This window comes from Polaromonas sp. C04, assembly GCF_002002705.1.
GTDB lineage: Bacteria > Pseudomonadota > Gammaproteobacteria > Burkholderiales > Burkholderiaceae_C > Rhodoferax_A.
Genome location: NZ_MUNS01000018.1, coordinates 1 through 26,482 on the forward strand (window position 1 = coordinate 1; position 26,482 = coordinate 26,482).

General features: G+C 66.5%; 21 protein-coding genes, 1 other RNA gene, 1 pseudogene and 1 riboswitch. Of the genes and pseudogenes, 15 read left to right on the forward strand and 8 right to left on the reverse strand.

The annotated features are described in order from the left end of the window. Positions 1-252 (reverse strand): annotated as a pseudogene (locus tag B0E49_RS20650) (hypothetical protein); the annotation flags it as partial. Here B0E49_RS20650 and B0E49_RS00855 point away from each other — a divergent pair. From B0E49_RS00855 to B0E49_RS00875, 5 genes are all read left to right on the forward strand, one after another. Then, on the forward strand, positions 227-2,242 hold the full coding sequence (locus tag B0E49_RS00855) for a cation-translocating P-type ATPase (RefSeq protein ID WP_286137723.1): 2,016 nt from the start codon (positions 227-229) through the stop codon (positions 2,240-2,242). The pseudogene B0E49_RS20650 and the gene B0E49_RS00855 overlap by 26 nt on opposite strands. 266 nt (positions 2,243-2,508) lie before the next feature. Then, a complete protein-coding gene (locus B0E49_RS00860; protein ID WP_077560084.1) occupies positions 2,509-3,204 on the forward strand; it encodes an ABC transporter ATP-binding protein in 696 nt (231 codons plus the stop codon). Then, positions 3,201-4,286: an HlyD family secretion protein gene (locus B0E49_RS00865; RefSeq protein ID WP_077560085.1), complete on the forward strand. Its 1,086-nt coding sequence runs from the start codon at positions 3,201-3,203 to the stop codon at positions 4,284-4,286. Before B0E49_RS00860 ends, B0E49_RS00865 begins: the two co-directional genes overlap by 4 nt. Continuing rightward, positions 4,286-5,812 (forward strand): efflux transporter outer membrane subunit, encoded by a 1,527-nt coding sequence (locus B0E49_RS00870; protein ID WP_077560086.1) that lies wholly within the window; start codon positions 4,286-4,288, stop codon positions 5,810-5,812. Before B0E49_RS00865 ends, B0E49_RS00870 begins: the two co-directional genes overlap by 1 nt. Further along, positions 5,809-6,951 carry an ABC transporter permease gene (locus B0E49_RS00875; protein ID WP_077560087.1) on the forward strand — a complete coding sequence of 381 codons (1,143 nt, stop codon included), beginning with the start codon at positions 5,809-5,811 and terminating at the stop codon, positions 6,949-6,951. The genes B0E49_RS00870 and B0E49_RS00875 overlap by 4 nt, the downstream gene beginning before the upstream one ends. Positions 6,952-7,313: 362 nt before the next feature. On the opposite strand, the gene B0E49_RS00880 is transcribed toward B0E49_RS00875, so the two are convergent. Then, a complete protein-coding gene (locus tag B0E49_RS00880; RefSeq protein WP_077560088.1) occupies positions 7,314-7,757 on the reverse strand; it encodes a universal stress protein in 444 nt (147 codons plus the stop codon). 89 nt (positions 7,758-7,846) lie between these two features. Here B0E49_RS00880 and B0E49_RS19940 point away from each other — a divergent pair, with 89 nt between their 5' ends. After that, on the forward strand, positions 7,847-8,332 hold the full coding sequence (locus B0E49_RS19940; RefSeq protein WP_144264385.1) for a cytochrome P450: 486 nt from the start codon (positions 7,847-7,849) through the stop codon (positions 8,330-8,332). 18 nt (positions 8,333-8,350) lie between these two features. Here B0E49_RS19940 and B0E49_RS00890 read toward each other — a convergent pair whose 3' ends face one another. The 5 genes from B0E49_RS00890 to B0E49_RS00905 all read right to left on the reverse strand — a co-directional run bounded on the left by B0E49_RS00890 (position 8,351) and on the right by B0E49_RS00905 (position 9,909). Further along, positions 8,351-8,674 carry a DUF190 domain-containing protein gene (locus tag B0E49_RS00890; RefSeq protein WP_077560090.1) on the reverse strand — a complete coding sequence of 108 codons (324 nt, stop codon included), beginning with the start codon at positions 8,672-8,674 and terminating at the stop codon, positions 8,351-8,353. 11 nt (positions 8,675-8,685) lie between these two features. After that, the gene (gene crcB / locus B0E49_RS00895) at positions 8,686-9,072 is read right to left on the reverse strand and encodes a fluoride efflux transporter CrcB (RefSeq protein ID WP_077560091.1); all 387 of its coding nucleotides are present in this window, start codon (positions 9,070-9,072) and stop codon (positions 8,686-8,688) included. Between the two features lie 53 nt (positions 9,073-9,125). Then, positions 9,126-9,304, reverse strand: a non-coding RNA gene (gene ssrS, locus B0E49_RS21045) — 6S RNA. Between the two features lie 36 nt (positions 9,305-9,340). Beyond that, on the reverse strand, positions 9,341-9,682 hold the full coding sequence (locus B0E49_RS00900; RefSeq protein WP_077560092.1) for a cell division protein ZapA: 342 nt from the start codon (positions 9,680-9,682) through the stop codon (positions 9,341-9,343). Continuing rightward, the gene (locus B0E49_RS00905) at positions 9,679-9,909 is read right to left on the reverse strand and encodes a cell division protein ZapB (protein WP_077560093.1); all 231 of its coding nucleotides are present in this window, start codon (positions 9,907-9,909) and stop codon (positions 9,679-9,681) included. Before B0E49_RS00905 ends, B0E49_RS00900 begins: the two co-directional genes overlap by 4 nt. A 50-nt stretch (positions 9,910-9,959) precedes the next feature. Then, positions 9,960-10,201, forward strand: a riboswitch (cobalamin riboswitch). An 81-nt stretch (positions 10,202-10,282) separates the two neighbouring features. Here B0E49_RS00905 and B0E49_RS00910 point away from each other — a divergent pair. From B0E49_RS00910 to B0E49_RS00950, 9 genes are all read left to right on the forward strand, one after another. Further along, complete coding sequence (locus B0E49_RS00910) at positions 10,283-12,115, forward strand: TonB-dependent receptor domain-containing protein (RefSeq protein WP_077560094.1); 1,833 nt, start codon at positions 10,283-10,285, stop codon at positions 12,113-12,115. An 18-nt stretch (positions 12,116-12,133) separates the two neighbouring features. Further along, entirely contained in the window at positions 12,134-13,495 is a 1,362-nt protein-coding gene (locus B0E49_RS00915; RefSeq protein WP_077560095.1) for a cobyrinic acid a,c-diamide synthase CobB, read from the forward strand. Continuing rightward, positions 13,492-14,313, forward strand: a complete 822-nt coding sequence (locus tag B0E49_RS00920) for an ABC transporter substrate-binding protein (protein ID WP_077560096.1) — start codon at positions 13,492-13,494, stop codon at positions 14,311-14,313. The genes B0E49_RS00915 and B0E49_RS00920 overlap by 4 nt, the downstream gene beginning before the upstream one ends. Next, a complete protein-coding gene (locus B0E49_RS00925) occupies positions 14,306-14,512 on the forward strand; it encodes a hypothetical protein (protein ID WP_077560097.1) in 207 nt (68 codons plus the stop codon). The genes B0E49_RS00920 and B0E49_RS00925 overlap by 8 nt, the downstream gene beginning before the upstream one ends. Further along, the gene (locus tag B0E49_RS00930) at positions 14,509-15,372 is read left to right on the forward strand and encodes an ABC transporter substrate-binding protein (RefSeq protein ID WP_077560098.1); all 864 of its coding nucleotides are present in this window, start codon (positions 14,509-14,511) and stop codon (positions 15,370-15,372) included. Before B0E49_RS00925 ends, B0E49_RS00930 begins: the two co-directional genes overlap by 4 nt. Continuing rightward, a complete protein-coding gene (locus tag B0E49_RS00935) occupies positions 15,369-16,406 on the forward strand; it encodes a FecCD family ABC transporter permease (RefSeq protein WP_077560099.1) in 1,038 nt (345 codons plus the stop codon). Before B0E49_RS00930 ends, B0E49_RS00935 begins: the two co-directional genes overlap by 4 nt. Beyond that, positions 16,403-17,191 carry an ABC transporter ATP-binding protein gene (locus B0E49_RS00940; RefSeq protein WP_077560100.1) on the forward strand — a complete coding sequence of 263 codons (789 nt, stop codon included), beginning with the start codon at positions 16,403-16,405 and terminating at the stop codon, positions 17,189-17,191. The genes B0E49_RS00935 and B0E49_RS00940 overlap by 4 nt, the downstream gene beginning before the upstream one ends. 68 nt (positions 17,192-17,259) lie before the next feature. Continuing rightward, positions 17,260-17,913 (forward strand): cob(I)yrinic acid a,c-diamide adenosyltransferase, encoded by a 654-nt coding sequence (gene cobO / locus B0E49_RS00945; RefSeq protein ID WP_077560101.1) that lies wholly within the window; start codon positions 17,260-17,262, stop codon positions 17,911-17,913. Between the two features lie 335 nt (positions 17,914-18,248). Continuing rightward, entirely contained in the window at positions 18,249-21,008 is a 2,760-nt protein-coding gene (locus B0E49_RS00950; RefSeq protein WP_077560102.1) for an FAD-dependent oxidoreductase, read from the forward strand. 35 nt (positions 21,009-21,043) lie between these two features. On the opposite strand, the gene B0E49_RS00955 is transcribed toward B0E49_RS00950, so the two are convergent. Then, positions 21,044-26,419, reverse strand: coding sequence for an AAA family ATPase (locus tag B0E49_RS00955; RefSeq protein ID WP_168174976.1), 5,376 nt, complete (start codon positions 26,417-26,419; stop codon positions 21,044-21,046). Between the last annotated feature and the right edge of the window lie 63 nt (positions 26,420-26,482).

A 26,482-nucleotide genomic window follows, 5' to 3' on the forward strand; every position in this document is an offset into this window, starting at 1 on the left:
AGCGAGGCCCGCCCCCTTGGGGGGCAGCGCAGCACACGAAGTGGCAAGCGTGGGGGCGCCGGCCGCCAGCGCCGGGCCGCCCCAAGCGAGGCCCGCCCCCTTGGGGGGCAGCGCAGCACACGAAGTGGCAAGCGTGGGGGCGCCGGCCGCCAGTGCCGGGCCGCCCCAAGCAAGGCCCGCCCCCTTGGGGGGCAGCGCAGCACACGAAGTGGCAAGCGTGGGGGCTATGTTGTTCGCCAGCACCGTGGTCACGCGCGGCGTCGGTCTGGCGCAGGTGCGCGCTACCGCCGCCCACACCGCCGTGGGCCGCATTGGCGCCGACCTGGCCGCCACCACCGAGCCGCCCTCGGCGCTGCAGCAGCGCTCGCGCAAACTGGTGCGCCGGCTCGGCGCTGGCGCCCTGGTGCTGGCCAGCGCCCAAGTGCTGCTGGGCTGGTGGTGGAACGGCAGGCCGCTGCTGGAGAGCCTGCTGACGGGCATCGCGCTGGCCATGGCCATCCTGCCCGAGGAGATTCCGGTCATCCTGACCGTGTTCCTGGCGCTCGGTGCCTGGCGCATCTCGCGGCAAAAGGTGCTGACGCGGCGCATCACCGCCGTCGAGGCGCTGGGCGCCATCACCGTGCTGGCGGTGGACAAGACCGGCACGCTCACCGTCAACCGCATGGCCGTGGCGGGGCTGGCCACGGCCCACGCGCAGTTCACGCCCGAGGGCGCCACCGAACTGCCCGAGGAGTTCCACCGGCTGGCCGAATTCGCCATGCTGGCCACGCCGGGCGATCCGTTCGACCCAATGGAAAAAGCCATCCAGCATTTTGGCCACCAGTGGCTGGCGGGCACCGAGCATATCCACGACGGGCGCGAGCCGGAGTTCGAGTACGCGCTCTCGGGTGAGATCCTGGCCATGACGCGCGTGTTTGCGAGCAATGAGCCGGCGCAGCACCTGCTCGCCACCAAGGGCGCGCCCGAGGCCGTGGCCGACCTGTGCCACCTCGATGCCGCGCGGCAGGGCGCCATCCGCCAACAGGTCGAGGCCATGGCTGAGCACGGCCTGCGCGTGCTCGGCGTGGCGCGCGGGCGCTGGAGCGGCGCGCCCGCGGCGCCGGGCACCACGCCCGCCTGGCCGCACAGCCAACACGACTTCGACTTCGAGTTTCTCGGCCTGGTCGCGCTGGCCGACCCGCCGCGCCCCGAAGTGCCCGCCGCGCTGGCCGAATGCCGGCGCGCCGGCGTGCGCGTGCTGATGATGACCGGCGACCACCCAGCCACGGCGCGCGCCATCGCGCGCCAGGTGGGCTTGTCGGAACGCCCCGAAGTCATCACCGGCGCCGAGCTGGAGGCGCTGGACGATGCCGCCCTGCGCCGGCGCCTGCAGCATGTGGACCTGTGCGCGCGCCTCAAGCCCGCGCACAAGCTGCGCCTGGTGCAGCTGCTGCGCGCATCGGGCGAGGTGGTGGCCATGACCGGCGATGGCGTTAACGACGCGCCGGCGCTCAAGGCCGCCGACGTGGGCATCGCCATGGGCGAGCGCGGCACCGACGTGGCGCGCGAAGCCGCCGCGCTGGTGCTGCTGGACGACAGCTTTGCGCGCATCGTGGCCGCCATCCGCCAGGGCCGGCGCATAGACGACAACATCCGCAAAGCCACGCGCTTTGTCTTTGCCGTGCACGTTCCCATCATCGCGCTGGCGCTGGTGCCCACCTTGCTGCACTGGCCGGTGCTGCTGCTGCCGGTGCACATCGTGCTGCTGGAGCTGCTGATCGACCCGGCCTGCTCCATCGTCTTCGAGGCCGAGCCCGAGGCCGACGGGCTGATGGAGCGCCCGCCCCGGCCGATCGCCGACTCGCCGTTTGCCGCCGCCCCGCTGTTGCAATCGGTGCTGCAGGGCCTGGGCATGGCCGCGGTGCTGCTGGCCGGCCAGGCCTGGCTGGTGGCGCAAGGCTGGAGTGAGGAACAGGGCCGCGCCGTGGTGTTCAGCACGCTGGTCCTGGGCGTGATGCTGTTGATATGGGCCAACCGCGACCTCTCGCGCCCCGTCTGGCATGGCGTCACCGACCGCAACCCCTGGCTCTGGCGCATGGCTGCCGCCATGGTCCTGCTGCTGGCAGCGGTATTGGGCCTGCCCTGGCTTCGCCAAGTCATGGGCCTGGCGATGCCCGGTGCCGGCGGGCTGGCCGCGGGGTCTGGCCTGCTGGCGATGTGCGTCGTGTGGCTGGAACTGGTGCGGCGGTTTCGTAGTCATTGAGCCGCGAGCCGGAAATTTGCTGTGAGTGAACTCGTTGACCCAGATATCGACCTGGCCAAGAACAGCTTATGGATGTCTTGTAAAGCAAAGGTGGACCTGCGTCCAAGTTGACTTACATCATGAGTGCCCGGAGCGTGGCCGACACAATCAATACAAGATTTTGAGGGTGCCGATCGGCTGCTTATGTTCAGACATGTTTTTCCAGAGTGTTCAGATTCGCCTGGCGCGGTAGCGTGGCAGGGCGATTCGGCGTTGGCGTAGCGAAGATGGATACGCAGGCGATCGTTGCAAGCGGTCTCACAAAAGCATTTGGCGAAGGCGATGCCAGGATGACTGCCGTGGACAGGGTCGAGTTTGTCGCCCACTTCGGCGAGATGATCTTCATCGTCGGCCCGTCTGGCAGCGGCAAGACCACGTTTCTCAGCATGATCTCGGGCATCTTGCGCCCCGATGTCGGCACGGTGGTGGTCAAGGGCGTCAATATCTGGACCCTGAGCACTGACCAGCTCGCTGAGTTTCGCCTGAACACGATCGGCTTCGTGTTCCAGGACTATCACCTGTTTTCGCGGCTGACCTCCGCCGAGAATGTCGCGATTCCGCTGATTCTGAAACAGCACCACTGGGAGGAATCCATCACCGAGGCAGAAAAATTCCTCGAGATTGTCGGCCTGAAGGGCCGGGGCGAAATTCTGCCGGTAAAGCTCTCGGGCGGAGAGCAGCAGCGCGTGGCGATCGCACGCGCCATCGTCGGCAGCCCCGAGATTCTGATTCTCGACGAGCCGACGGCCTCCCTCGATGGGGACACCGGCAGGATGATCATCGCCTTCGTGAAGGAAAAAATACTCAACCAGAGCCGCTGCATCCTGATCGTCACCCACGACGCGCGCATCAACGAGTATGCAGACCGCATTGTTCACATGGAAGACGGGCGCATCACCGGATTCGACAAGGGGGCCGAATGAGAAACAAGATCATCTTTGCCGTCTCGGTCCTGGGAATCGTGGTCGGACTGATCGGCGCCTACCTCTTCGGCATGGAAAGAAAAGCCCAGCCTCCGGTCTTTACCCCGGTCAGCAGTCCGTACGACACGGCGATCTATTCCAACGGCGTGATCGAGAGCGAACAGCAGGCGGGCGAGAACATCAACATCTTTCCTGAAGTGTCCGGCCGGATCACCCGGGTGCTGGTGCACGAGGGCCAGCAGGTGTCGGCCGATACGGCGCTGTTGACCATCGATGACTCCGTGCAGAAGGCCGCCACCGAGCAGTTGCGCCTGCAGTCGGAGGCCGCGCTGACGCTCTTGAACGAGCTCAAGGCGCAGCCGAGACGGGAGACGCTGGCGGTTGCCAGGGCGCAGGTGGAGCAGGCCGAAGCCAGCTTGAAGGCCGCCCGCGACCAGTACGACAAGCGCCGCGCCTCGTACGATATGGATGCGAAATCGATCAGCAAGGACGTGGTGGATACGGCGCAGGACGCCGTCAATCAAGCGGTCACCGGTCTGGAGCTGGCGCGCAGGCAATATGAACTGACCCGGGCGGGCGCCTGGAGCTACGACATCGCAAACCAGCAAAGGCAGTACGAGGCATCCCATCAGGCCTACGAGGCCGCCAAAGCGCTGTTGCTGAAGTATTCGGTCAAGGCGCAGGTGGACGGCGTGGTGCTGGCCGTCAATGCATCTCCCGGCAGCTATGTGTCATCCCAGGGTGCCTATGACGCCTACACGCAGGGCGTCGATCCGCTGGTGGTCATGGGCACGCCGCAGGATTATCTGGCGGTGCGTTGCTACATCGACGAGATACTGGTGTCGCGGCTGCCGGACCCGCAGCACATTCGCGCGCAGATGTCGATCCGCGGCACCGACCTGAAGGTGCCGCTGGAGTTCGTGCGCGTGCAGCCTTACGTGTCGCCCAAGATCGAGTTGTCCAATCAACGCCAGGAGAAGGTGGATCTGCGGGTGCTGCCCGTGATTTTCCGGTTCCCGAAAAAGAATCTCTCCATGGTCTATCCGGGCCAGCAGGTGGATGTCTACATAGGGAAGCAATAGTGTCGCCGCTCGATCAGACACATCTTGGCGGGTGCGCGCCGGTCCAGCGGCCCTCACCGGCGCGGCGCGGCGTCTGGCTCGGCATCGCCGTGGCGGCGGTGTTGAGCGGCTGTGCAGTGGGCCCCGATTTTGTCCGGCCTGCGCCACCCGCCGTGGATCGTTACACGAGCGAGCCGCTGCCGGCTGCCACCGTCGCGGCCGATGGGCAGGCGCAGCGTTTCGTGCCCGGCGCCGCGATCGCTGCCGACTGGTGGCGACTCTTCAAGTCGGAGCCACTCGATGCCATGGTCCGGCAGGCCCTGGCGCATAGTCCGACCCTCGAGGCGGCCGAGGCCAGCTTGCGCGAGAGTCAGGATAATCTGCGCGCCGGTTATGGTGTGTTTTTTCCGAGAATCGATGCGGGCCTGGCCGGTAGCCGGGAGCGCTCCGCGCCGTTGCAGCAAGGCTTGCAGACGCCTGGTTCGATCTTCAATGTCGTGACGCTCGGCGGCACCATCAGTTACGCGCTCGACGTATTCGGCGGTGAGAGGCGGAAGGTGGAGGGCTTGCGGGCCCAGACCGACTACCAGCGTTATGCGAGCCAGGCGGCCTACCTGACCCTGTCTGCCAATGTGGTCAATGCCAGTATCGCGCGCGCCGCTTACGCGGCCCAGATTCGGGCGACCGAGGAGATGATCGTACTGGAGCAGCAGCAGCTCCAAAGCACCGAAGCGCAGGTTCGCGCCGGCACTGCGGCTTATGCCAGCGTATTGAGCCTGCGCAGCCTGATCGCCACCAACCAGGCCGCGCTGGCGCCGCTGAAGCAAAAGAGGGACCAGAGCGAGCACTTGTTGGCGACCCTGCAAGGCGTGCTGCCGTCCCAGGTCCGCCTGCCCGACATCGATCTGGGTGCCCTGGCGCTGCCGGCCGATCTGCCGGTGAGCCTGCCCTCCGATCTGGTGCGCCAGCGGCCGGACATCCTGCAGGCACAAGCCCAGCTGCATGTCGCCAGCGCGAACATTGGTGTCGCGACCGCCGCGATGTTCCCCAGCTTCAGCCTGGGTGCCACCTACGGGGCCGCCGGCACCAGCCTGGGCAATCTTTCGGCGGCCAGCGGCAGGTTCTGGAGCATCGGGCCGTCAGTCTCGATTCCCCTGTTTCAGGGCGGCAGCCTGTGGTATGGCCGCAAAGCGGCCATCGACGCCTATCAGGCGTCGCAAGCCGGTTACCGGCAAACCGTCTTGAGTGCCTTCGCCCAGGTCGCCGATTCCCTGAAGGCACTGGAGCATGACGCGCAGGCGCTGCAGGCACAGGCCGAAGCGCAGCGCGCCGCCGCCGAGGCGCTGCAGCTGTTGCACGTCAATTACCAGGCGGGCATGGTCGCGTACCTGGATGTGTTGACCGCCGACGTGCAATTCCACGAGGCCAGCATCGCCTATCTGCAGGCCGTCGCGCAGCGCCAGCAGGACACGGTCGCCTTGTTTGCGGCGCTCGGCGGAGGCTGGTGGAATGGTCAAAACCCGTTGAGCGAGGGCAAGGCGCCATGAAATACACCGGCATCATGCGCATCGGCTTCAAGCTGCTGGTGAACGACAAGGCCAAGTTCTCCGCGCTGCTGATCGGCATCACCTTCGCCGTGTTCCTGATGGTGCAGATGACCGCCATGTTTGCCGGCATCCTGAACCGCGCCTACTCGACCGTGACCAATATCGGCGCCACCATGTGGGTCATGGATACGGCGGTGAATACGCCCGCCAGTTCGATTCCGCTCCCCGACTACCTGCTCGATGCGGTGCGCAGCCTGGACGGGGTCAGCTACGCGGTGCCGCTGTTTGTCGGTGGCGCGCAGGTCCGGCTCGATGACGGCTCCTACCAGCCGGTCACGGTGATCGGCCTGGACGACACCAGCCTGTTTGGCCGCCCCGAAATGGAACAGGGCAATATCCAGGACATCTTTGCCGACAACTCGTTCCTGGTGGTCCACGACGCGGAATTCTCGAAGCTGGAGAACCCGAAGATCGGCACCACCTTTGAACTGAATGACCACCGCGGCGTCATCGTGGGCGTCGCCCGGGTTGCCGCGAACGGGTTGTTCGGCGTGCCGACGCTGTATACGACCTACAGCCGCGCGATCGAATACATCCCGACGACGCGTTTCACCATCTCCTATGTGCTGGTGCAGGCGAAGAGCGAGGCGGCCATCGCCGGCATCGAGCAGCAAGTTGCCAAGCTCGGTTACAGAGCCCTGACGAAAGATCAATTCAACCGGCGCATCATGGATTTCTACACCTTCCAGACGGGCGTCGGCGTGAATATCCTGTTGATGACCGTGATCAGCTTCATCATCGGGCTATCGATCTCGGGCCAGACCTTTTACAGTTTCATCCTCGAAAATCTCGACAAATTCGGGGCACTCAAGGCCATCGGCGCCAAGGGGCGCGAGCTGGTCTACATGATCCTGTTCATGGCAACCTTCACGGCACTGACCGGCTACGGCCTGGGTATCGGCCTGGTGACGCTGGTGATCTCGATCGCCCGATTCAACCTGCCCGGCTACGCGGCGATCATCACGTTCTGGAACCTGGAACTGGCCTTCGGCATGGTCGTGCTGATCGCCGGAATTTCCAGCTATGTGGGGGTTCGCAAGGTTCTCAAAATAGAACCCTTTGACATCTTCAGAGGGTAGTTGGGCTGGCGGCCTGTCGGGGTTTGGCATGCCCTGCGCCGCTTGCTCGAACGAGCGGGTGCGGCGCACCAGCCTGTTGAGCGCCGTCGTGTCGTCGCCCAGCTGCGAGGACAATTCCAGCGCCTGCATGAGATCGAGCAAGCCGCCGGACTTGGGCGTGCTCACGTCGGGGCAAAGCCGCGCCACGATGTCGCGCCGGGTGCGCACCTCGTTGTCCAGAAACGCCTGTTCATCAAAGCTGAAAGGGTGGCCCGGCCAGTCCAGGCCAGGGCCTGTGCCCGGCCGAATCAGAGAGTGCTATCGAACCAATAGCGGCCTGCTCCCTTGCCATAAGGGCTACAGGCCATTTTGTATTCAAAATCTCAGCGCAGCACGAGCACCGGAATATGCGAGTGCGTCAACACGTGTTGCGTCTCGCTGCCCAACAGCAGGCGCTTGATGCCGCGCCGGCCATGCGAGGCCATCACGATCAAATCGCACTTGTATTTTTTCGCGGCCGCAATCACGGCCTCGGCCACCAGGTCGGACTTGGACGTCACGGCCCGCACGGCCACGCCTTTGGCCAGTGCCGTGGTCTTGACCGCATCCACCACGGCCTGGCCGTGCTCGGACCACTGCTTTTCAACGCGCGCCATTTCCTGCGGACTGAGCGGCACCGAGCCGTCGAAATAGCTGTGCGGGTAGCGCGGCACCACCTTCAGGGCCACCAGTTCGGCGCCCACGAGCCCGGCCAGTTCGATGGCGCTGGAGACCGCCTTTTTCGACAGCGTGGAACCATCGGTCGCGACAAGAATGCGTTGGTACATGGATTGGCCTCCCTGGTTGAAGATAGCTTGAGGTTACCGCAGGCCCCGACCTTTGTCTTGATTCAGGTCAAGCCCTTCGAGCGCGAGGGCTGGTCACTGCCGGCGTTCGAGTTGCAGGCCGATCCGTTGCAGCTCGCCGGCGCCGGCCCGAGTTCGGCGCGCAGGTCGCGGCCTCGCTGGATTTCGCACGCGAACTGGTGGCCGAGGTCGTGCGCTGGGACGCCCCGGTGCGGAACACCCGGCGCTTTGCGCTGGAGGACCTGGTGCCGTGTGGTCAGGCGATTCGCCGGGGTGAGGGCCTGCTGCTGCTGCTGGCCAGCGCGAATCGCGACGCGGTGCTGAAACTGCTGCGGCCCGAGCGGTTCGAGGTACAGCGCCAGCAGCGCCGCAACCTGAGCTTTGGTGCTGGCGTGCACGCCTGTCCCGGTGAGCAGATCGCTATTGAAATGGTAGCTTCCTGCCTGGATGCCATATGGGCTACAGCGGGTTTTGATTCATATTTCGGGCGGGCGTCGGGCTACCGGCCCTTACCCGACGTCCGCATTCCCGTGTTTGCCCATGGGCTGGGAGATTGAGTGCCAATCGTCCGGCGCTCATGATCCGTTCCCGACAATGCCCATATCGACGGGAATCTTGATGTAGAACAGCTTGAGCTCCTCGCTGGCAAGATGCGCGAGAAAGTGTTGCGCATCTTCTTCCTTGAGTGCGAAACCGACCTCCACGAAAAGGTCTCCGGCCAGCTCGAAGAAGTGCTGCTCATGCATTTTGCCGTGGCGGCCGTAGCCGGCAATGGCGCGAAACGCCGAACCGCCGCGGATGCCCGTCTTCTTTGCTTCCTCCAGCAGCCATTCATAGGCCAGGATGCCTTGATGACGCTGGTTCTCCTGCACGTAAAACTTGAGGTAGACGCCTTGCATGATGAGCCTCGTTAAATCTTGACGACGGCACTGACGATCAGGATGCCGATCGCCGTGAATAACAGGGAACCGATTAAATGAATGCCCATGTGACCCAGGGCCCACGCATATTCCTGTCGGCTGAGCAGCGTGACGGCCTCCAGCGAGAAAGTGGAGAACGTTGTCAGGCCGCCCAGAAACCCGGTGATGATCAGCAGCCGCCATTCGGGCGCCAGCTCGCTGTAGTGCGTGAGGAAGGAATTGGCCAAGCCGATCAGCAGGCCACCGATCAGGTTGGCGGCTACGGTTCCGAGGGGGAGTGTGGGAAAGACCGGGTTCAGCCAGGCGCCGAGTTGCCAGCGCAGCAAGGCACCACAGCCGGCGCCGCCGAAAATCGCAAGAAAGGAAAGGCCGCTCATGTTGTCCTTTTTATTCAATAAGGCTGAGTGGTTGGTGCGGCCAACCGATGGAATAGGTGTCTGCGAATGCTACCGGACCCGCATCCTGAACCGGGGTTCAGGTGGGCGAGGGCAGCCTGGCGTTGGGTTCATCTGACGCGAGATGATCACGCTCGCCAGGCGATATACCAAGCCCGAGCTCTAAGAGCATTGGTTCAAGGAAATTAAAGCCCGGTACGCACCGCAGACAGTTTCATTGTAGGCGCAGATACGCCATCGCGGTGAGTTGTCAGAGCAGTTGGCCGTCGACCGACAGGGCGCTGTCGAGCCGCTCGATCAGGGCGCCCAGTCGGGGGTCTGCGCCAGCGTCTTCAACGCCGGGCGAGGCCGTGCCGGGCGTGGCGCTGGCCGATGCCCGTAGTGCCGCGGCGCTTTGCTGCGAAAACTCGGAGGCCAGGTTCAGCGCCGCCAGCACGGCGATGCGGTCGCGCGCCCTGACCTTGCCTGCATCGCGAATCTTGCACATGGCGGAGTCCACGCGTTCCACGGCATCGAGCAGGCTCGACTCGCCGCCTTCGGGGCAGCCCAGCAGGTAGCTTTGCCCCATGATCTGCACTTCGAGTTGCTTCATCCGGCATCCTTTTGGGTCGTGCCCGCGCCTGATTCCGGCAGGCGCTCGAGCAGCGCATCGACGCGTGCGCGCGCCGCGCTCAGGCGCGACTTCAGGGAGTCGCGCTCGCGCGTGAGGGCGTCCACTTGTTCGGTGAGCAAGGCATTCGTGCGCTGCAGTTCGCCGTAACGCATGAGCAGGCGTTCGACGCGCTCTGCAATCTGATCAATGGGGGTCGGATTTGCCATGGACTCTCTGGTGATTCAATACCAATTGTAGGGTTTGTGACAGTTTTAGACTTTACAATTACTGCGTTGGTGCTCGCGGTGTGGTTCACATGCCGCAGTTCAACGGGAAGCAGGGGGGTGCGCTGCCAACAGCAAACCTAACCTGCGCTGCCCCCGCAACGGTAAGCGGACGAATCCCTCCAGATTCGGTTTGCCGGTCACACAGCCACTGGGCGTCTTGAACACGCGCCTGGGAAGGCGACCCGCAAATTGCTCCGCCAGCCCGGATACCGGCCATCAAGGTGGCGGCCATGGCTTGTCAAGCCCGGCTGCCGGTTACGCCCAAGCACTGGCGGGGACGCCGGTGAGGGCTTTTTTGCGGATTGTTCCCTCCATGAAAACCTGTCTTTCCCGTGCGCGCCTTGCCGTGCTGCCGCTGGCGCTCTGCGCCGCGTTTCCCGTACTGGCGCAAAACCAGCCTGTCGCTTCGTTGCAGGAAACCGTGGTGACTGCCACGCGCGTCGCGCAACCGCTGGCCGACCTGGTGGCCGATATCACGATCATCGACCACGACACCATCGAGCGCAGCGGCGCCACCGGCGTGGCCGATGTGCTGAGCCGCGTGCCGGGCGTCGAGATCAGCCGCACGGGCAATGTCGGCTCTCCCACCGGTGTGTTCCTGCGCGGCGCGGAATCGCGCTTTACCGCGGTGTTTATCGATGGCGTGCGCGTCGATTCGCAGTCCACCGGCGGCGCTGCCTGGGAGGCCATTCCGCTGGCCCAGATCGACCGCATCGAAGTGCTGCGCGGCCCGGCGGCTGCGGTGTATGGCTCCGACGCGATCGGCGGCGTGATCCAGCTGTTCACGCGCAAAGGCGAGGGCGCGTTTTCGCCCTCCATCGGCGTCGGATTCGGCACCTACAACATGAAGAAAGTGGACGCAGCCCTCAGCGGCGCCAGCGGCGCGTTCGATTACTCGCTCGGGCTCGCCAGGGAAACCAGCACGGGGTTTGATTCGCAAACGGGCACGCCCCACAACCCGGACAACGACGGCTATCGCAGCGAGTCGGGGAACGCCAGGCTCGGGTTCCAGCTCAGCAAGACGCAGCGTGTGGAAGTGACGGCGCTGGCGAGCGAGGTGAATTCGCAATACGATGCTTTCGGCTTCAACCCTTTGAGCCCGGTGGACGACCACGGCCGGCACAAGCTGGACGCCATCGGCCTGAACTGGCTGTCGCAATGGAGCGATGTGTACAGCACCAAACTGAGCGTGACCGATTCGCGCGATCGTTACGAAACGACGCCGTCGCCCTACCTGGCGGAGACCCATTTGCGCGGCTATCTGCTTCAAAATGAGTTGCGGCTGGGCGAGCACCTGCTGACCGCAGCGCTGGAGCGCAAGGAGGACCACCTGGACAATGCCCCGATCGACGCGGATCGCTCGCAGAATGCGCTCGCGCTGGGCTACGGCTGGACGCACCAGCGGCACACGCTGCAGCTCAATGTGCGCCGCGACCAGGACAGCGCGTTTGGCGGGCGCACGACCGGCAGCGCCGCCTACGGCTTTGCGCTCACGCCGCAATGGCGTGCCACCGCCTCGGCCGGCACGGCGTTCCGCGCGCCCACGCTGTACCAGCTGTTCAGCCAGTACGGCGTGCCGACCCTGCAGCCCGAAACCAGCCGCAACGTGGAGCTGGGCGTGCGCTACGCGCAAGGCAGCGCCAGTTTCAGCGTCTCGGCGTACCGCAACCGGGTCGCCAACCTGATCAGCTTCGCGGCGCCCGGACCCTGCGCGTCCCCGTTCGGCTGCTACACCAACACCGCACAAGCCGAGTACTCGGGCGTGACGTTCTCGGGTGGCCAGCAACTGGGCCGCGTGAATCTTCATGCGTCGCTGGATATCCAGGACCCGCGTGACCTGGCCACGGGCAATTTGCTGGCGCGGCGCGCGCGCCAGCACGGCACCCTGGGGGCCGACACCCACATCGCCGCGTGGACCGTGGGCGCCGAAGCCCAGTTCTCCGGCCGGCGCTATGACGATGCCGCCAACATGCAGCCCCTGGGCGGCTACGCCTTGATCGGCCTGTACGTCAGCACCCACCTGAGCAAAGACTGGACGCTGCTTGCCCGCGTTGACAACCTGGCGGACAAAAACTACCAGTTGGCGTATTCCTACGTCACCCCCGGGCGTACGTTTTACGCGGGGCTGAGGTGGGCGCCGCAGTAATGACGGAGCCGGTCTTGTATGTCTGACGCCGTCCGCTGTCCCGTCATCCTGGTCGCGGCGCCGGCGTCCGGCCAGGGCAAGACCACGGTGGCCTGTGCGCTGGCGCGCTGGCACACGCGCCAGGGCCGGCGCGTGCGGGTGTTCAAGTGTGGGCCGGATTTTCTGGACCCGCACTGGCTGGCGCTGGCCAGCGGCGCGCCGGTGCACCAGCTCGACCTTTGGATGACCGGCGAGGCCGACTGCCGCCAGCGCCTGTACCAGGCGGCGCAGCAGGCCGACCTCCTGATCGTCGAAGGCGTGATGGGCCTGTTCGACGGCACGCCCAGTGCGGCCGACCTGGCGCAGCGCTTTGACCTGCCGGTGCTGGCGGTGGTTGACGCCTCGGCCATGGCGGATACCTTTGGCGCGCTGGCGTTTGGTTTGCAGCATTACCGGCTGGGCCTGCGCTGGGCCGGCGTGCTGGCCAATCGCGTCGCCGGCGAGCGCCATGCCGACATGCTGCGGACCAGCTTGCGCGAGCCCGCGCACTGGCTCGGGGCCTTGCTGCGCAACCCGGCGCTGGCGTTGCCGGAGCGGCATCTGGGCCTGACCGTGGCCGGCGAGGTTGATGACGCCATGGCGCGGCTCGATGCGGCGGCCGATGCGCTGGCAGGCACACCGCTCGCGCAGATGTCCGGCGCCGACCTGCAGCGTTGGGCCGTGTCGCTCGAGCCGGCCGCGAACGATGCCGCGCCAGCCACGAACGCGCAACCCCTGTCCGGCATGACGGTAGCCGTGGCGCGCGACGCGGCCTTCTGCTTCATCTATGCGGCCAACCTGGAATGTCTGCAGGCGCTGGGCGCCAGGCTGGTGTTTTTCTCGCCGCTGGCGGACGCCGCGCTGCCCGACTGTGACGCGGTGTGGCTACCCGGCGGCTACCCGGAACTGCACGCCGAACCACTGGGGCGCAACGAGGGTCTGCGCGATAGCCTGGCCGCGCACGTGGCGCAGCACAAGCCCGTGTGGGCCGAGTGCGGCGGCATGATGGCGCTGTTCGATGAAATCGTCACGACGGACGGCCAGGTGCATGCGCAATGGGGCCTGCTGCCCGGCCGCATCACCATGCAACAACGTCTGGCCGCCCTCGGACCGCAGCAGCTTGCGATTGACGGGCAGCTGCTGCGCGGTCACAGCTTCCATTACTCGACCTGCGCCACACCGCTGGCGGCCCACGCGCGCACTGCGCGGCCCGGCTGCGAGGCGGCGCCCGATGCGGGCGAGGCCTTGTACGAGGTAGGCAGCCTTCGCGCCAGCTATTTCCACGCGTGGTTTGCGTCCAATCCACAGGCGGTGGCGGCCCTGTTCGCGCGCCGGACCGGCACCGGGGGAGCCATTTCATGAGTGCCTTGAATTTTGAATTGCAGAACGGCCCGCAGCGCATCGTCTGCATGACCGAAGAAACCACCGAGTGGCTTTACCTGCTGGGCGAGGAGGCCCGCATCGTCGGCATCTCCGGCTACACCGTGCGGCCGCGCCGCGCGCGCGAGGAAAAGCCCAAGGTCAGCGCCTTCATCAACGCGAAGATCGACAAGATCCTGGCTTTGAAGCCCGACTGCGTGTTCGGTTTTTCCGATATGCAGGCGGATATTGCGGCCGAGCTGATTCGCCACGGCGTGCAGGTCACGGTCTTCAACCAGCGCAGCGTGGCCGAGATTTTCTCCATGATGAGTCAGGTCGCCGCCATGGTGGGGCAGGTGGCGCGCGGACAGGCGCTGATGCAGACCATGCTGGAGGGCTTGCGTGCCATCGAACAGGCCGCCGCCGCCTTGCCGCGTCGCCCGCGCGTGTTTTTCGAGGAGTGGGACGAGCCGCACATCAGCGCGATCCGCTGGGTCTCCGAGCTGATTGGCATCGCGGGCGGCGACGACTGCTTCCCCGAACTGGCGGCGCAGTCCATGGGCAAGAACCGCATCGTTGCCGACGGCCTTGATGTCGTGCGGCGCAACCCCGACATCATCATCGGTTCGTGGTGCGGCAAGAAATTCCGGCCCGAGAAAGTCGCGGCGCGAGCGGGCTGGCAGGACGTGAACGCGGTGCGGGGCGGCCAGCTGTTCGAGGTCAAGTCCGCCGACATCCTGCAGCCCGGCCCGGCCGCCCTGACCGACGGGGTGGCTCACCTGCACCGCATCATCATGGCGTGGAGTGCACAGCATGACTGAGCCGTTGGCACTGGCCCGCAGCGAGCTGATGCCGGCCATCGACGCTGCCGGGCCTGCGGATCAGGGTGATGAGAATAATCAAGAATTTAAGCAAAAAGTGCCTGAAGCCCTTGATACATCTGCGCTGGTAGCTATGTTTCCAGGAGCAGTCGGCAGCGCACCCGCCCCGATCAAGGGCATCCCGGAAGACGCTTCATGAAGAAACTGCTCGCGCTCCTGCTGGTGTGGTGCGCGCTGCTGGGCTCACAGGCTGCGTCGGTGCTGCAAATCACCGATGACCGCGGCGTGGCGGTCATGCTGGCCGCGCCGCCGCAGCGCATCGTGAGCCTGCTGCCGTCGCTGACCGAGAGCGTGTGCGCGCTCGGCGCCTGCGCGCGCCTGGTCGGCGTGGACCGCTATTCCAACTATCCGGCCTCCGTGCGGACCCTGCCGCAAATGGGCGGCGGGCTCGACCCCAACATCGAGGCCGTCGTCGCGCTCAAGCCCGACGTGGTGCTGCTGGCCACCTCGTCGCGCGCCAGCCAGCGGCTCGAATCGCTGGGCCTCAAGGTGGTGGCGCTGGAGCCCCACAGCTACGCCGATGTGCGCCGCGTGCTGGACAAGATCGGCCAGGTGCTGGCCGTGCCCGACGCGCAGCGCGTCTGGCGCGTGATCGATGCCGGCGTGTCGGCGGCCGCGCAGTCGCTGCCGCAGCGGGTGCGCAACACGCGGGTTTATTTCGAGGTGAATGGCGGACCCTATGCGGCCGGCGCATCGTCCTTCATGGGCGAGACCCTGACGCGCCTGGGCGCGGTGAACATCGTGCCGGCGGCGCTCGGGCCGTTTCCCAAGCTCAACCCCGAATACGTGGTGCGCGCCGACCCGGACGTGATCATGGTAGGCGAGCGCAGTGCGCAAGGCCTGGCGCAGCGCCCCGGCTGGGCCGGCATGCGTGCGATCCGTGAGCAGCGCATCTGCGTGTTCACGCCGCAGCAGATGGACGTGCTGATCCGTGCCGGTCCGCGCATGGCGCAGGCGGCGCGACTGATGGCGCAGTGCCTGCAGGACAAGGCGCCATGACGGCGCCGGCGCGCGATGTGACGGGCCAGGCGCGCACCGCCTTTGTGCTGGGCGCGGGACTGCTGCTGGTCAGCGCGGCCTTGCTGCTGCTGGGCAGCGCGGCGGGCAGCACCGGTTTCGAGAGCATGCGCCAGGTGCTGGGGGCTGGCCACGATCCCGTGGCGCGGCAAATCGTCTGGGATATCCGGCTGCCGCGCACGGTGGGCGCGTGGCTGGCGGGCGCCTTGCTCGGGCTCGCGGGGGCGGTGGCGCAGGGGCTGTTTCGCAACCCGCTGGCCGATCCCTATTTGCTGGGCAGTGCCTCGGGCGCGTCGCTCGGCGTGGCCACGGCCATGGCGCTGCTGGGCGTGTCGCCGCTGGCCACGCCATGGCTGGTACGCCTGGGCCTGACCGGCGCCGCCTTTGTCGGCGCGGTGGCGGCCGTGCTGCTCACGCTGGCGCTGGCGAAGGGCGTGCAGCACACGCTGCGCCTGCTGCTGGCCGGCGTGATCGTGGGCGTGGTGCTCGGCGCCCTGACCGCCTTGCTCATGCTGCTGCTGCCCGAGGTGCAGCAAACCATGCAGGCCTTCATGCTGGGCAGCACGGCCTTTGTCGGCTGGACCGCGTGCGCGCTGATGGCCGGCGCGTGGCTGGCCTGCATGGTGGTGGCCTGGATGCTGAGCCATGCGCTGGACGGCCTGGCGCTGGGCGAAGCCACGGCGCTCAGCCTGGGCCTGCCGCTGCCGGCCATGCGCGCGGCGCTGGTGGTGGTGCTGGCACTGGCCACGGGCGCCGCCGTCGCGCAAACCGGGCTGATCGCCTTCGTCGGCCTGGCGGCGCCGCACCTGGTGCGCTCGGTCGTCAAGACCACGCACGGGCGCCTGATCCTGCTGGCCAGCCTGATGGGCGCCGTGCTGCTGCTGGCCGCCGATATCCTGGCGCGCGCGCTGATCGCGCCGCAGGAGCTGCCGGTCGGTGTGCTCACCGCCGTGCTGGGCGGCAGCTACCTGCTGTGGCTCATGCACCGGCGCACCAGTCGCGGGCAGGTGCTATGACACAGGTGCCTCTTACTATCAATTCCATAGCGCTGGGTGCCCACACCATCAGGGCCAGACTCGGAAATACCGAAGTGCTGCATGGCATCGACCTGTCCATTCCACAAGGCCGTTGGACCAGTATCGTCGGCCCCAACGGCGCCGGCAAATCGACGCTGCTCAAGGTGCTGGCGGGCCTGCTGCCGCACGCAGGCCAGGTCGTGCTGCTGGGCCAGCCGCTGGCGGGTCTGCCGGGGCGCCAGCGGGCGCAGCAGCTGTCCTGGCTGGGCCAGAACGAGGCCAGCGCCGACGACTTGACGGTCTACGACGTGGCCATGCTCGGGCGCCTGCCGCACCAGGCCTGGCTGGCGCCGCCCAGCGCGCTGGACCGCGCCGCGGTGGAGCAGGCGCTGCGCGCCACCCAGGCCTGGGACTGGCGCGGCCGGCCCCTGAGCCATCTCTCGGGCGGCGAGCGCCAGCGCGTGCTGCTGGCGCGCGCGCTGGCCGTGCAGGCGCAGGTGCTGCTGATGGACGAGCCGCTGGCCAACCTCGACCCGCCGCACCAGGCCGACTGGCTGACGTTGATGCGCCAGCTGGTGGCCGGCGGCAAAACCGTGGTCAGCGTGCTGCACGAGATCTCGCTGGCGCTGCAGGCTGACGAGATGGTGATCATGGCAAGGGGCGTCATCACCCATCAGGGTGGCTGCCGCGAGGCGGCCACGCACCGCGCGCTGGAGCAGGTGTTTGACCACCGCATCATCATTGCGCCCCTGCTGGACCAGTGGGTGGCGCTGCCGAAAACTTGAAACCTTGCGGGACAGACCGCAGGCTGCGCAGCAGGCCAACTCTGTCCTCAACCAGCCAGGAACACACCGTGCAAATCGAAACCCCTCCCGCCGTCAAGCCCTACGACAAGCCCGAGGGCGAGCGCCGCGGCCTGGTCATCGTCAACACCGGCGACGGCAAGGGCAAGAGCACGGCGGCCTTCGGGCTGGCGCTGCGCGCGCACGGCCGGGGCAAGGCTGTCAAGATTTTCCAGTTCATGAAGGAGCCGACCGCGCGCTTTGGCGAGCACCGCGCGTTCGAGCAGCTTGAGGCGTTCCGGCCGGCGCCGGGCCGCCCCAAGCCGGACGAGGCCCCCTCGGGGGGCAGCGACGACGCACAGCGCAGAGCGTGGGGGCCCATGATCGAAGGGCTGGGCGACGGCTTCAGCTGGAAAAGCCAGGACCTGGAACACTCGGCCCAACTCGCGCGCGACGGCTGGCAAAAGGCCAAGGCAGCCATCCTGAGCGGCGAGTTTTTCATGGTGGTGCTCGACGAGATCACCTATCCGCTGATCTATGGCTGGCTGCCGCTGGACGACGTCTTGCAGACCTTGCGTGAGCGACCGAAAGACGGGCACGTGGTCCTCACGGGGCGGCGTTGTCCCCCCGAGATCATCGAGCTGGCCGACACCGTGACCGAGATGACCAAGGTGAAGCATGCCTTCAATGCCGGCATACCGGCGCAGCGCGGCATCGAGGATTGAGCTCCGTGGGCGAAGAAGAAAAGAGTGCAACGGACCCTTCCTCGCACGCCTTCCCGCCCGACGCCGCGCACCACGCGCCCGGCGCGGGTTTCATGCGGCCCCGGCGTTTCATTCGCGTGCACGGTCAGTCCCTGCACCAAGGCCCGGCCCACGGCTCCGATACTTGGCGCAGCAGCCCCATCGCGAGCTCGACCCGCCGCGAGTCACCGCATTTGCGGTTTCTTGAAGAACCTGGAAATTTGGAAGAGAATTCGCCCTGCGGGGCATGAGGGTTCTCGGACCCGGAAACCGGTTCGCGCCTGTCATGGCAAAACGAACTCGAGGAGGGCAATGCGATGGGCAAGTCCGTAGCGGTGCTGGGTGGCGGAATCGGGGGCTTGACGGCGGCACACGAGTTGGCCGAACGCGGCTTCGATGTCACGGTGTACGAGCTGAAGGCGATTCCCGGTGGCAAGTCGCGTACCCTGCCTGCGACAAACACGGGCAAGGACGGGCGGCCCGACCTTCCCGGCGAGCATGGGTTCCGGTTCATTCCGGCGTTCTACCGTCATCTGCCTGATTCGATGAAGCGAATCCCGTTCGGCACCGGCACCTGCCACGACAACCTCACGCCGACGAGCCGGATCGAGATCGCGCCGTTCGACGCCGAGCCGTTGGTGGTGCCCTCGCGCTTCCCGCAGTCGCTTTCCGACGTGCTGCTGATCCTCAAGGACAGCTTCGGCACCCGCTATGGCCTGCAGCCCGGCGAACTCGAATACTTCGCCGACCGGCTCTGGCAAGTGATGACCTCGTGCACGGAGCGCTGTCTGCACGAACTCGAGGCCCTGTCCTGGTGGGAGTTCGTCGGCGCCGAGACCCGCTCGGACGCCTACAAGACGTTTCTCGCCGAAGGCCTGTCGCGCTCGCTGGTTGCGGCCAACGCCAAAGAAGGCAGCGCCCGCACGATCGGCAAGGTGCAGGTCCATCTGCTGTTCGGTGACTTCGACCTGGCCGCCGGCAGCACCGATCGCGTGTTGAATGGCCCGACCAGTCCGCAGCTCCTGCAGCCATGGATCACCCAGATCGAGAGGCTTGGGGGCGCCTACCTGACCCAGCGCTGCGTCCATGCGATCCACTGCGCGGGCGGTCGGGTCAGCGGCGTGCAGGTCGAAGATCTCGTCACCAACCAAGTGTCCGAGGTGGTTGCCGACTACTACGTCTGCGCGATGCCGGTCGAGGTGATGGGGCCGCTGGTGAGTGACGACATGATCAAGGCTGATTCGTCGCTCGCCACCTTGCGTGGCATCTCGACGCAGGTCCGGTGGATGAACGGTATCCAGTTCTTTCTGCGCGTGGACGTGCCGGTGATCCACGGCCACGTGCTGTACGTGGATTCCCCGTGGGCCATCACCTCGATATCGGAAGCGCAGTTCTGGAAGGGCTTTGACCTTTCGAAATACGGCGATGGCACGGTACGCGGCATCCTGTCGGTCGACATCTCGGACTGGACGACGAAGAAGGGCCTGTTCGTCAAGGACTATGCATGCAACCTGAAGCCGGACCAGATCGCCGAGGAAGTCTGGCAGGAGCTGAAGCTGGCACTCAATCAGGGCGGCGCGATACTGTTGCGTGATGAGGACAAGGTCGGCTATTTCCTGGACACCGACATCGTCTGCCAGGATCCTGCGCGGCCGCAACGCGACATCAACCTCGAGCCCTTGTTCATCAACGAGTCGAACAGCTGGGACAAGCGACCACAGGCCGGCACGGCGATCGAGAACCTGCTGCTGGCCTCGGACTATGTCCAGACCAACGCCGACCTGGCATGCATGGACTCCGCCAACGAGGCGGGGCGGCGCGCCGTCAACGAGATACTCGAGCGCACCGGCTCGAACGCGGCCCGCTGCCAGATCTGGGACATGGGCATGCCCGCGCTCTTTTTGCCCTACCGCCTGTACGACCAGCAACGGTGGGACGAAGGCAAGCCCTGGGACGGCGGCGTGTCCTTCAATCCGCCGGGAAAGGGGGGATGGGTCGATTACTCCATGGCGATGGCCCGGCATACCCACGAGCTGGGCGATCCCGTCGTTGAACCCTCCGGGTTGAAGGCCCTCTCGACCGCCACCGTGACGCTGGCCGACGATGCCTATCATCTCGACGAGTACCGCGGTGCGTCGCACATGTTCTGGTACACCGAATGGTGGTACTTCAACTGGGTCGACCCGGAGACCGGCAGGTCCGGCATGGTGACTTTCGCCGCGGTCAACGGGACGGACATCGACCTGGCCGGCGTGGTGAGCCTGAACGCGCTGGTGTTCGACCCGAAAGGCAGCGGCACCACGCTGAAGATGGACTACCACAGCATCTCGGAGTTCTGGGCGTCTTCGCAGAAGGCCGACGTGACGCTGGCAGAAAACACGCTGCGCGTGATCGACGCCGACACCTATGAGCTCAAGGCGACCACCGAGGACGGCACGGTGTCGATGGCGCTGGCCTACACGCAGGCCGATATGCCGCAGGTTCTCGCGAGCAACGTCCACGGCACCAGCCCGTGGGAGATCAGTTCGTGGCTCGTGTACATGCCGTCGGCGCGGGTCAACGGCTGGGTCACCGTGAACGGCCAGCAAATCGATCTGGTCGATGCGACCGGCTACCACGACCACGACTGGGGCAAGTGGTTCCTGCCGGGCAACGTCTGGGCCTGGGCCGCGTTTTCTGATCCTTCCAGGCAGATTGCGTTCGACGTCGGCCTGCATGCTGCGTTCCAGAAATCGGTGGCGTACTTCCGCTACGCCGGCCTGCGACTGATGTTTCCTCAGGAGTCTTTCAGCTCGGCGTTCTCGGACTGGGAGGAGTGGGAGGTGCTGTGGAAGTACCCCAGGACCGTCACCTTCGCGGCGCTGGATTCCACGGGCCAGTACAAGACCGAGATGACCTGGAAGGTCGCGCAGACGGCGACCCTGTGGCGCTACCCGCTGATCGTGTTCGAGCAGTCGGCGCGGTTCCAGGGGCGTCTGCTGAAGAAAGCAGGTGACGGGTGGGTCGGTGTTGTCGACTTCGACGTACCCGGCTTTTGCGAATACACGAGCAAGTGGATCGGCGGCGGCCCGACCTGAGTGGAGCACCGCGGGGGCCGAAGAGCGACCGGCGCCTACTTGCGCGACATCTGCAGCACGCCGGTCCACTGCGGGCCGGGGTCTTCGGCCAGCAGCGCGTCGCAGCGCTTGCGATACTCCAGCGCGACATGATCCTCGGGACACGCCTGCACGGCGGCGTCGAATCCGGTGCGGGCCTCGCCCCAGGCCCGAGCGTGGTACGCGGTCCAGGCGTCCCGGTAGCGATCGAGCGTCGCGGCCTTGGCGTCGCGAATCGCCGGTGGATCGGCGTCGAACACTTCATAGACGACCACGGGCGCCGAGCGGCCTACCAGCACCACCCGTCCGACAGGGCGCATCAGAAAGGCGCCGGGGTGCGCCATGGCGCGGACCGTCTCGTCGCCAACGAGCAGCGGCACCGACAGCTGCTTCGTCAGCCCCTCGATTCGCGCCGCGAGATTGACCGGATCGCCGATCACGCCGCACTTGATGCGATTCGGCCCGCCGATCGTACCCAGCATCAGGGCTCCGGTGTTGATGCCGATGCCGATCGACACGGGTGCCAGGCTCGCGCGGGCGCGTTCGGCGTTGAAGGCCTGCAGTGCGCGCAGCATGCCGATGCCGGCGGCCACGGCGTCGTCGGCGGGACCATCGAACAGCGCCATGATCGCGTCGCCGATGTAGCTGTCGACGAATCCCCCTTTGGCAAGGATCTCCGGCTCCATGTGCCCAATGTAGGCGTTGATGAAATCGATGCTCGCGCGCGGATCCAGGCCCCCGATCAGCGGCGTGAAGCCGCGAATGTCCGAGAACAGCACCGACAGCGACTTCGATGCGTGGTCGCCGAGCTGTACCTCCTGGATGTTCTCGCGCCCCAGAGAGGCCAGGAACTGGTACGGCACGAAGCGGGCATGGGCGTTGGTCAACGCGACCTGGGCGTCGAGCGAGCGCTCCAGATCACGCACCAGACCGCCGTTCTCGATCGAGATCGCCGCCTGCGACGCGATTACCTGCAGGAATTCGACCCGCTCGGGCGTGAACGCACCTGCGACGAGATCGTTCTCGAGCAGGATGGCACCGGTCAGCTCGCCGTTGCGCGACATCGGTGAACACAGTACCGAGCGCGGATGCGCCGCCGTGACGTAGCGGTCGAGACGGAACGTCGGATCCTGCAAGGCGTCGTCGATCATCAGCAGGCGGCGGGTACGCAGCACCAGTTGGACGGCGGCCACAAAGACGTCGGCCTCGTCGAGCGGACCGCCTCCCAGAACGTCGGCGTCAGCCCGATCGACGTGCGCGGTCGCGAGCACCTGCCAGCCACCACCGCTGCGCACGACCAGCACAACCTGCCTTGCACCCGCGTTCGCGAGCAGCAGGCGGCACAGCTCGCGCAAGACGTCGGGCAGCCGCAACTGCTCGGCGACAGCCTGTGCCGCCCGGGTAATGGCGCGCGCGTCCAGGGCCGCGCCCGAGCCCGCGCTCGAACCGGGACTCGTGCTCAATGCCATCTCTTCTTTGGTCATCGGGCCGGGCAACAGGCCGCGCAGCGCCGGATAGCTTTCGTCGAGACGGCGGACCAGTCGCTGCGCGCCCCAGTGGCTCCACGCCCGCCGCGCCTCCATGCGATGGGCATGGGCGGCAGTCAGCAAGCCGGCATCGGCCGCGCAGTCGGCGGCGAGCTGGTGCGCAAGGGCTTCATCGTGCGGATTGCCGGCAGCGAGCGCCGCGATGATGGCGCGTTCGTGGCATTGCAGCGCGCCGGCCGTGTCGCCGGCGCCGCGCTTGCGCTCGCCTTCGACGATCTCCCAGTGCGCCAGGAATGTCGTCGGCACCCGCCTCGCCCATGCGGCGAGCCGCCGCTGGTTGGCGGCGACTGTCCACTTCCACCGGGGCCGGGGCCGCCCGTCGCGCGCTACGGCCAGCAGCGCCAGTGACTCGTAGAACTGGAACAATGGGACGAACAGTTGCCCATCGATCCCGGCGTAGTGCGCCCGGCATCCGGCCGCCGCCGCCAGGACGTCGTCGTACGACCCGCCGAGGCAGGCCTTGGCCGAGCGCCAGGCGTGGACATAGGCCACCGACGTGGCGTCTCCACTTTCGGTCGCGAGTTCCAGAACGCGGCCCTCGTCGATGTCGCCGACAACGACCGGTGGATCGTCGCGGAGCCAGGCGATGGTATCGCGAACCAGCAGCATCACAAGGCCGACCTTGCGCTGGTTGTGCTTCAGGATCGCTTCGTGGTGGGCACTGCTGGACACCGCCAGGGCCTGCAGATCCTGCCCGGCGAGCAGCGCGTGCGAATCCAGGCCGTAGAAGCAGTAGCTGTAGTACTCGAGATCGCCCGTCTCCAGGCCGGCTGCGGCACCGAGACGGAACGGCTCCATCGTGTCGGCGAGCGGCTGACTCCACGGCAGGATGAACAACCCGTTCAGGAAGCGCAACTTCGCCTCGAACTCGCGCGCGCCGGTGCGATCCATCACGGCGAGCGCCAGCCGCCCGAACGCGAGGCCGCCGTCGTAGTCGCCGAGCACGGCACACATTGCGAGGCCGTAGCACACATAGCCGAATGCTGACTGCGGCGCCGTCCCATGGCGGATCGAGCGTTGCACAAGCTCGAACACCAGTTGCGGGAACAGCTTCGGTTCGTTCGCGTACGCCGCGGAGCTGACTGCGACCAGCACACGCATCGCGACCTGTATCGCGGCGTCGCTCATCGGCGGCAGTTCAGCGAGGCCGGCGACGGGGCGGCCCCGCAGCGCCCACTTGGTGTGCAGCAGCCCGAACACCACCTGCTGCTGCCGGCCGCGCCGCGGCAGCACGACACCGAGGTCGGCGAGCACGGGAATGGCGACGTCGAGTGCCTCGCCGTACGCCATCGCGCTGACCAGCATCTGTATCTTCACTGCGGTCGCGTGGGCCCGCTCCACCTTGGAGGGCGTGTGGCGCATGATTTCGTTGTGCAGCGCCTCCAGTGCGGGCCGGTCCGAGAGAAGAAATGCTGCCTTCAACGCTTCGAACGAAAGCTCGCGCATCGTGTCGCCGGTCGTTGTCCAGGCATCGCTACCGAGCAGTTCGCGCCCGGCCTCGGCGTAGCGGCGGGCCGCGTCCCAAGCCATGGAATCGTTGGCCTTCTTCGACGCGCGAAGAAACAGCAACGCGACCTCTGCACGCTCGCGTGCGCTGTCAATCTCTGCACGGGCGGCTTCGAAATGGGTAGCGATATCGAACAGGCGTTCGTCGGCCTGAGCCGCGCCCGATGTGAGCAACTGCGACCCGACGCGATGGTGGGCGCTTGCGCGCCGCTCGACCGGAATCATCCGGTACGCGGCCTGCTGCACCCGATCGTGCAGGAAGGCGTAGACGACCTGGCCAGCGCCCTGCGCGTCAAGGGTCAACGCCGTGTACTTGTAGTCACCCCCGACGGGAACGAGGATGTCGTCGTCCAGCGCGGGGGCCAGATCGCCACGCGCCTGCTGCGCGGTGCGTCCGGCGACATGCGCCAGTGTCGCGAGGTCGAACGTATGCCCGACCACCGCAGCGAACTCGAGTGTCTCGCGAGTGGGCGCCGGCAGGCGTTCGATCCGGGCGATGACCAGGTCAACGACGTTGTCGGTCGTGTGTCGCTGCCGCACGGCCTGAAGGTCCCACGCGTAGGCGCCGTGCCGCGGGTCGAAGCGCAGCAATCCGTCACGGCTGAGGTCGCGCAGAAACTCGCCGACGAAGAAGGGATTGCCCCCGGTTTTCGCGGTGACGAGCTCGGCGAGGAGTTCGACCGAATCAATGGGCGCGCGGGTCGCCGCTGCCAGCAGGGTGGCGACGGCGTGGCGGTCGAGCGGCCCGAGCCTGAGGTGTATCGGGCGCACGCCAGAGCGCCCGTCGAGCTCACGCAGGAGCAGACGAAACGGATGTGAAGGCCCAACTTCGGTGTCGCGCATCGCCACCACGACCAGCAGGTGCGTCGTATCCGCGTCGGTCAACAAGGTCTGGAGCAATGCGAGCGACGCAGCGTCGGCCCACTGGATGTCGTCGAGAAACAGGACCAGCGGATGCTCGGCACTGGCCAGTGCGCGCACGAAGCGACGAATTACGAGGTTGAACCGGATCTGCGCTTCGGACAGACCGAGCACCGGCACCGCAGGCTGGTGTCCGAGCACCGGCTCGAGCTCGGGAACCAGGTCGAGCAGCACCTGTCCGTTCGGCGTCAGGGCTTCACCCAGTTCGGCCCGCCAGGTCGCGAGCCGGGTGTCGGGCTCGGTCAGCAGGTGCCGCGCGACCTGTCTGAACGCCTGAATCACCGCGGTGTAGGGCAGGTCCCGGCGCAACTGGTCGAACTTGCCCTGCACGTGCAACACTCGTGCGGCCGACGCGAGCCGGGTGATCTCGCCGATGAGCGTGCTCTTGCCGACGCCGGACGGTCCCTCGACGACCACCAGCTGGACTGCGCCGGCGCGGCTGCGTGAGAGCTCCTCGTCCAGCGCCGCCACCTCGGCCGCGCGACCAATGAGGTTCTGCGGGATCCTGAACTCGTCGGCTGCGTCATGCTGGCCGATCGAAAAGGGCTTCACGGTGTCGCCTTCGAGCGTTTCAAGGCAGCGCGACAGGTCGGCCTGCACACCGGACGCGCTCTGATAACGCTCTTCGGCGTCTTTGGCGATCAGCCGCAGGATAAGGTCCGCCACCACCTGCGGCAGTTGGGGCCGCAGTTCGCGAGGCGACAACGGCACCTTGGCGATGTGCTGGTGCACCAGATCGAGAGGATCCTGGCTACGGAACGGCAGTACGCCCGTCGCGAGCTCGTAGAGCGTGATCCCGAGGGCGTACAAATCGGCGCGGCGGTCAATCGACCGGTTCATCCGGCCGGTCTGTTCCGGCGCCATGTAGGCCAGTGTGCCTTCGAGCTCTTTCGGCGCGATTTCGCGCGCCATCTCCCGGGCGATGCGCACCGCGTAGCCGAAGTCGGTGAGCCGGATGTGGTGGTCGCCGACCACAACCACGTTTGCGGGCTTGATGTCCTTGTGGATGATCCCGCGGGCATGCACTGCGGCGACGGCCCCGGCGAGCGCGTGGCCCAGCTCAAGCACGATGCGCAGCGGCAGCCGCGGTGACACCCTGGATGACATTGCGACGCCCCCGACGTCTTCGAGCACAAGGGCGTGGCCCGAGTCCCAGCGCTCGACGCCAATGGCGCGGATCGCGACATCGGCCGGCAGCAACTGGGTGACTTCCACTTCGTGGTGCAGCCGGGCGATGACCAGCGGTGTGGGCTGCGGCGCAGTCGGGATCTTCAGAACAACCGGTCGGCTGTCGCGTTCGCGAACGGCTCGCCAGGTTGCGTGTGTCGGGCTACGACCGAGCCACGCGAGCACGCGATAGCCGGAGATATGGATCGGCGCGTCAGGCGCCGTGGCCGTCTGGATGATCTTGTCGTTCACCTTTTGCCTTCCCGGATCTTTTTCCTTTGGCGGTCGGCGGGGACGGCGGGCCCCATCGGATGA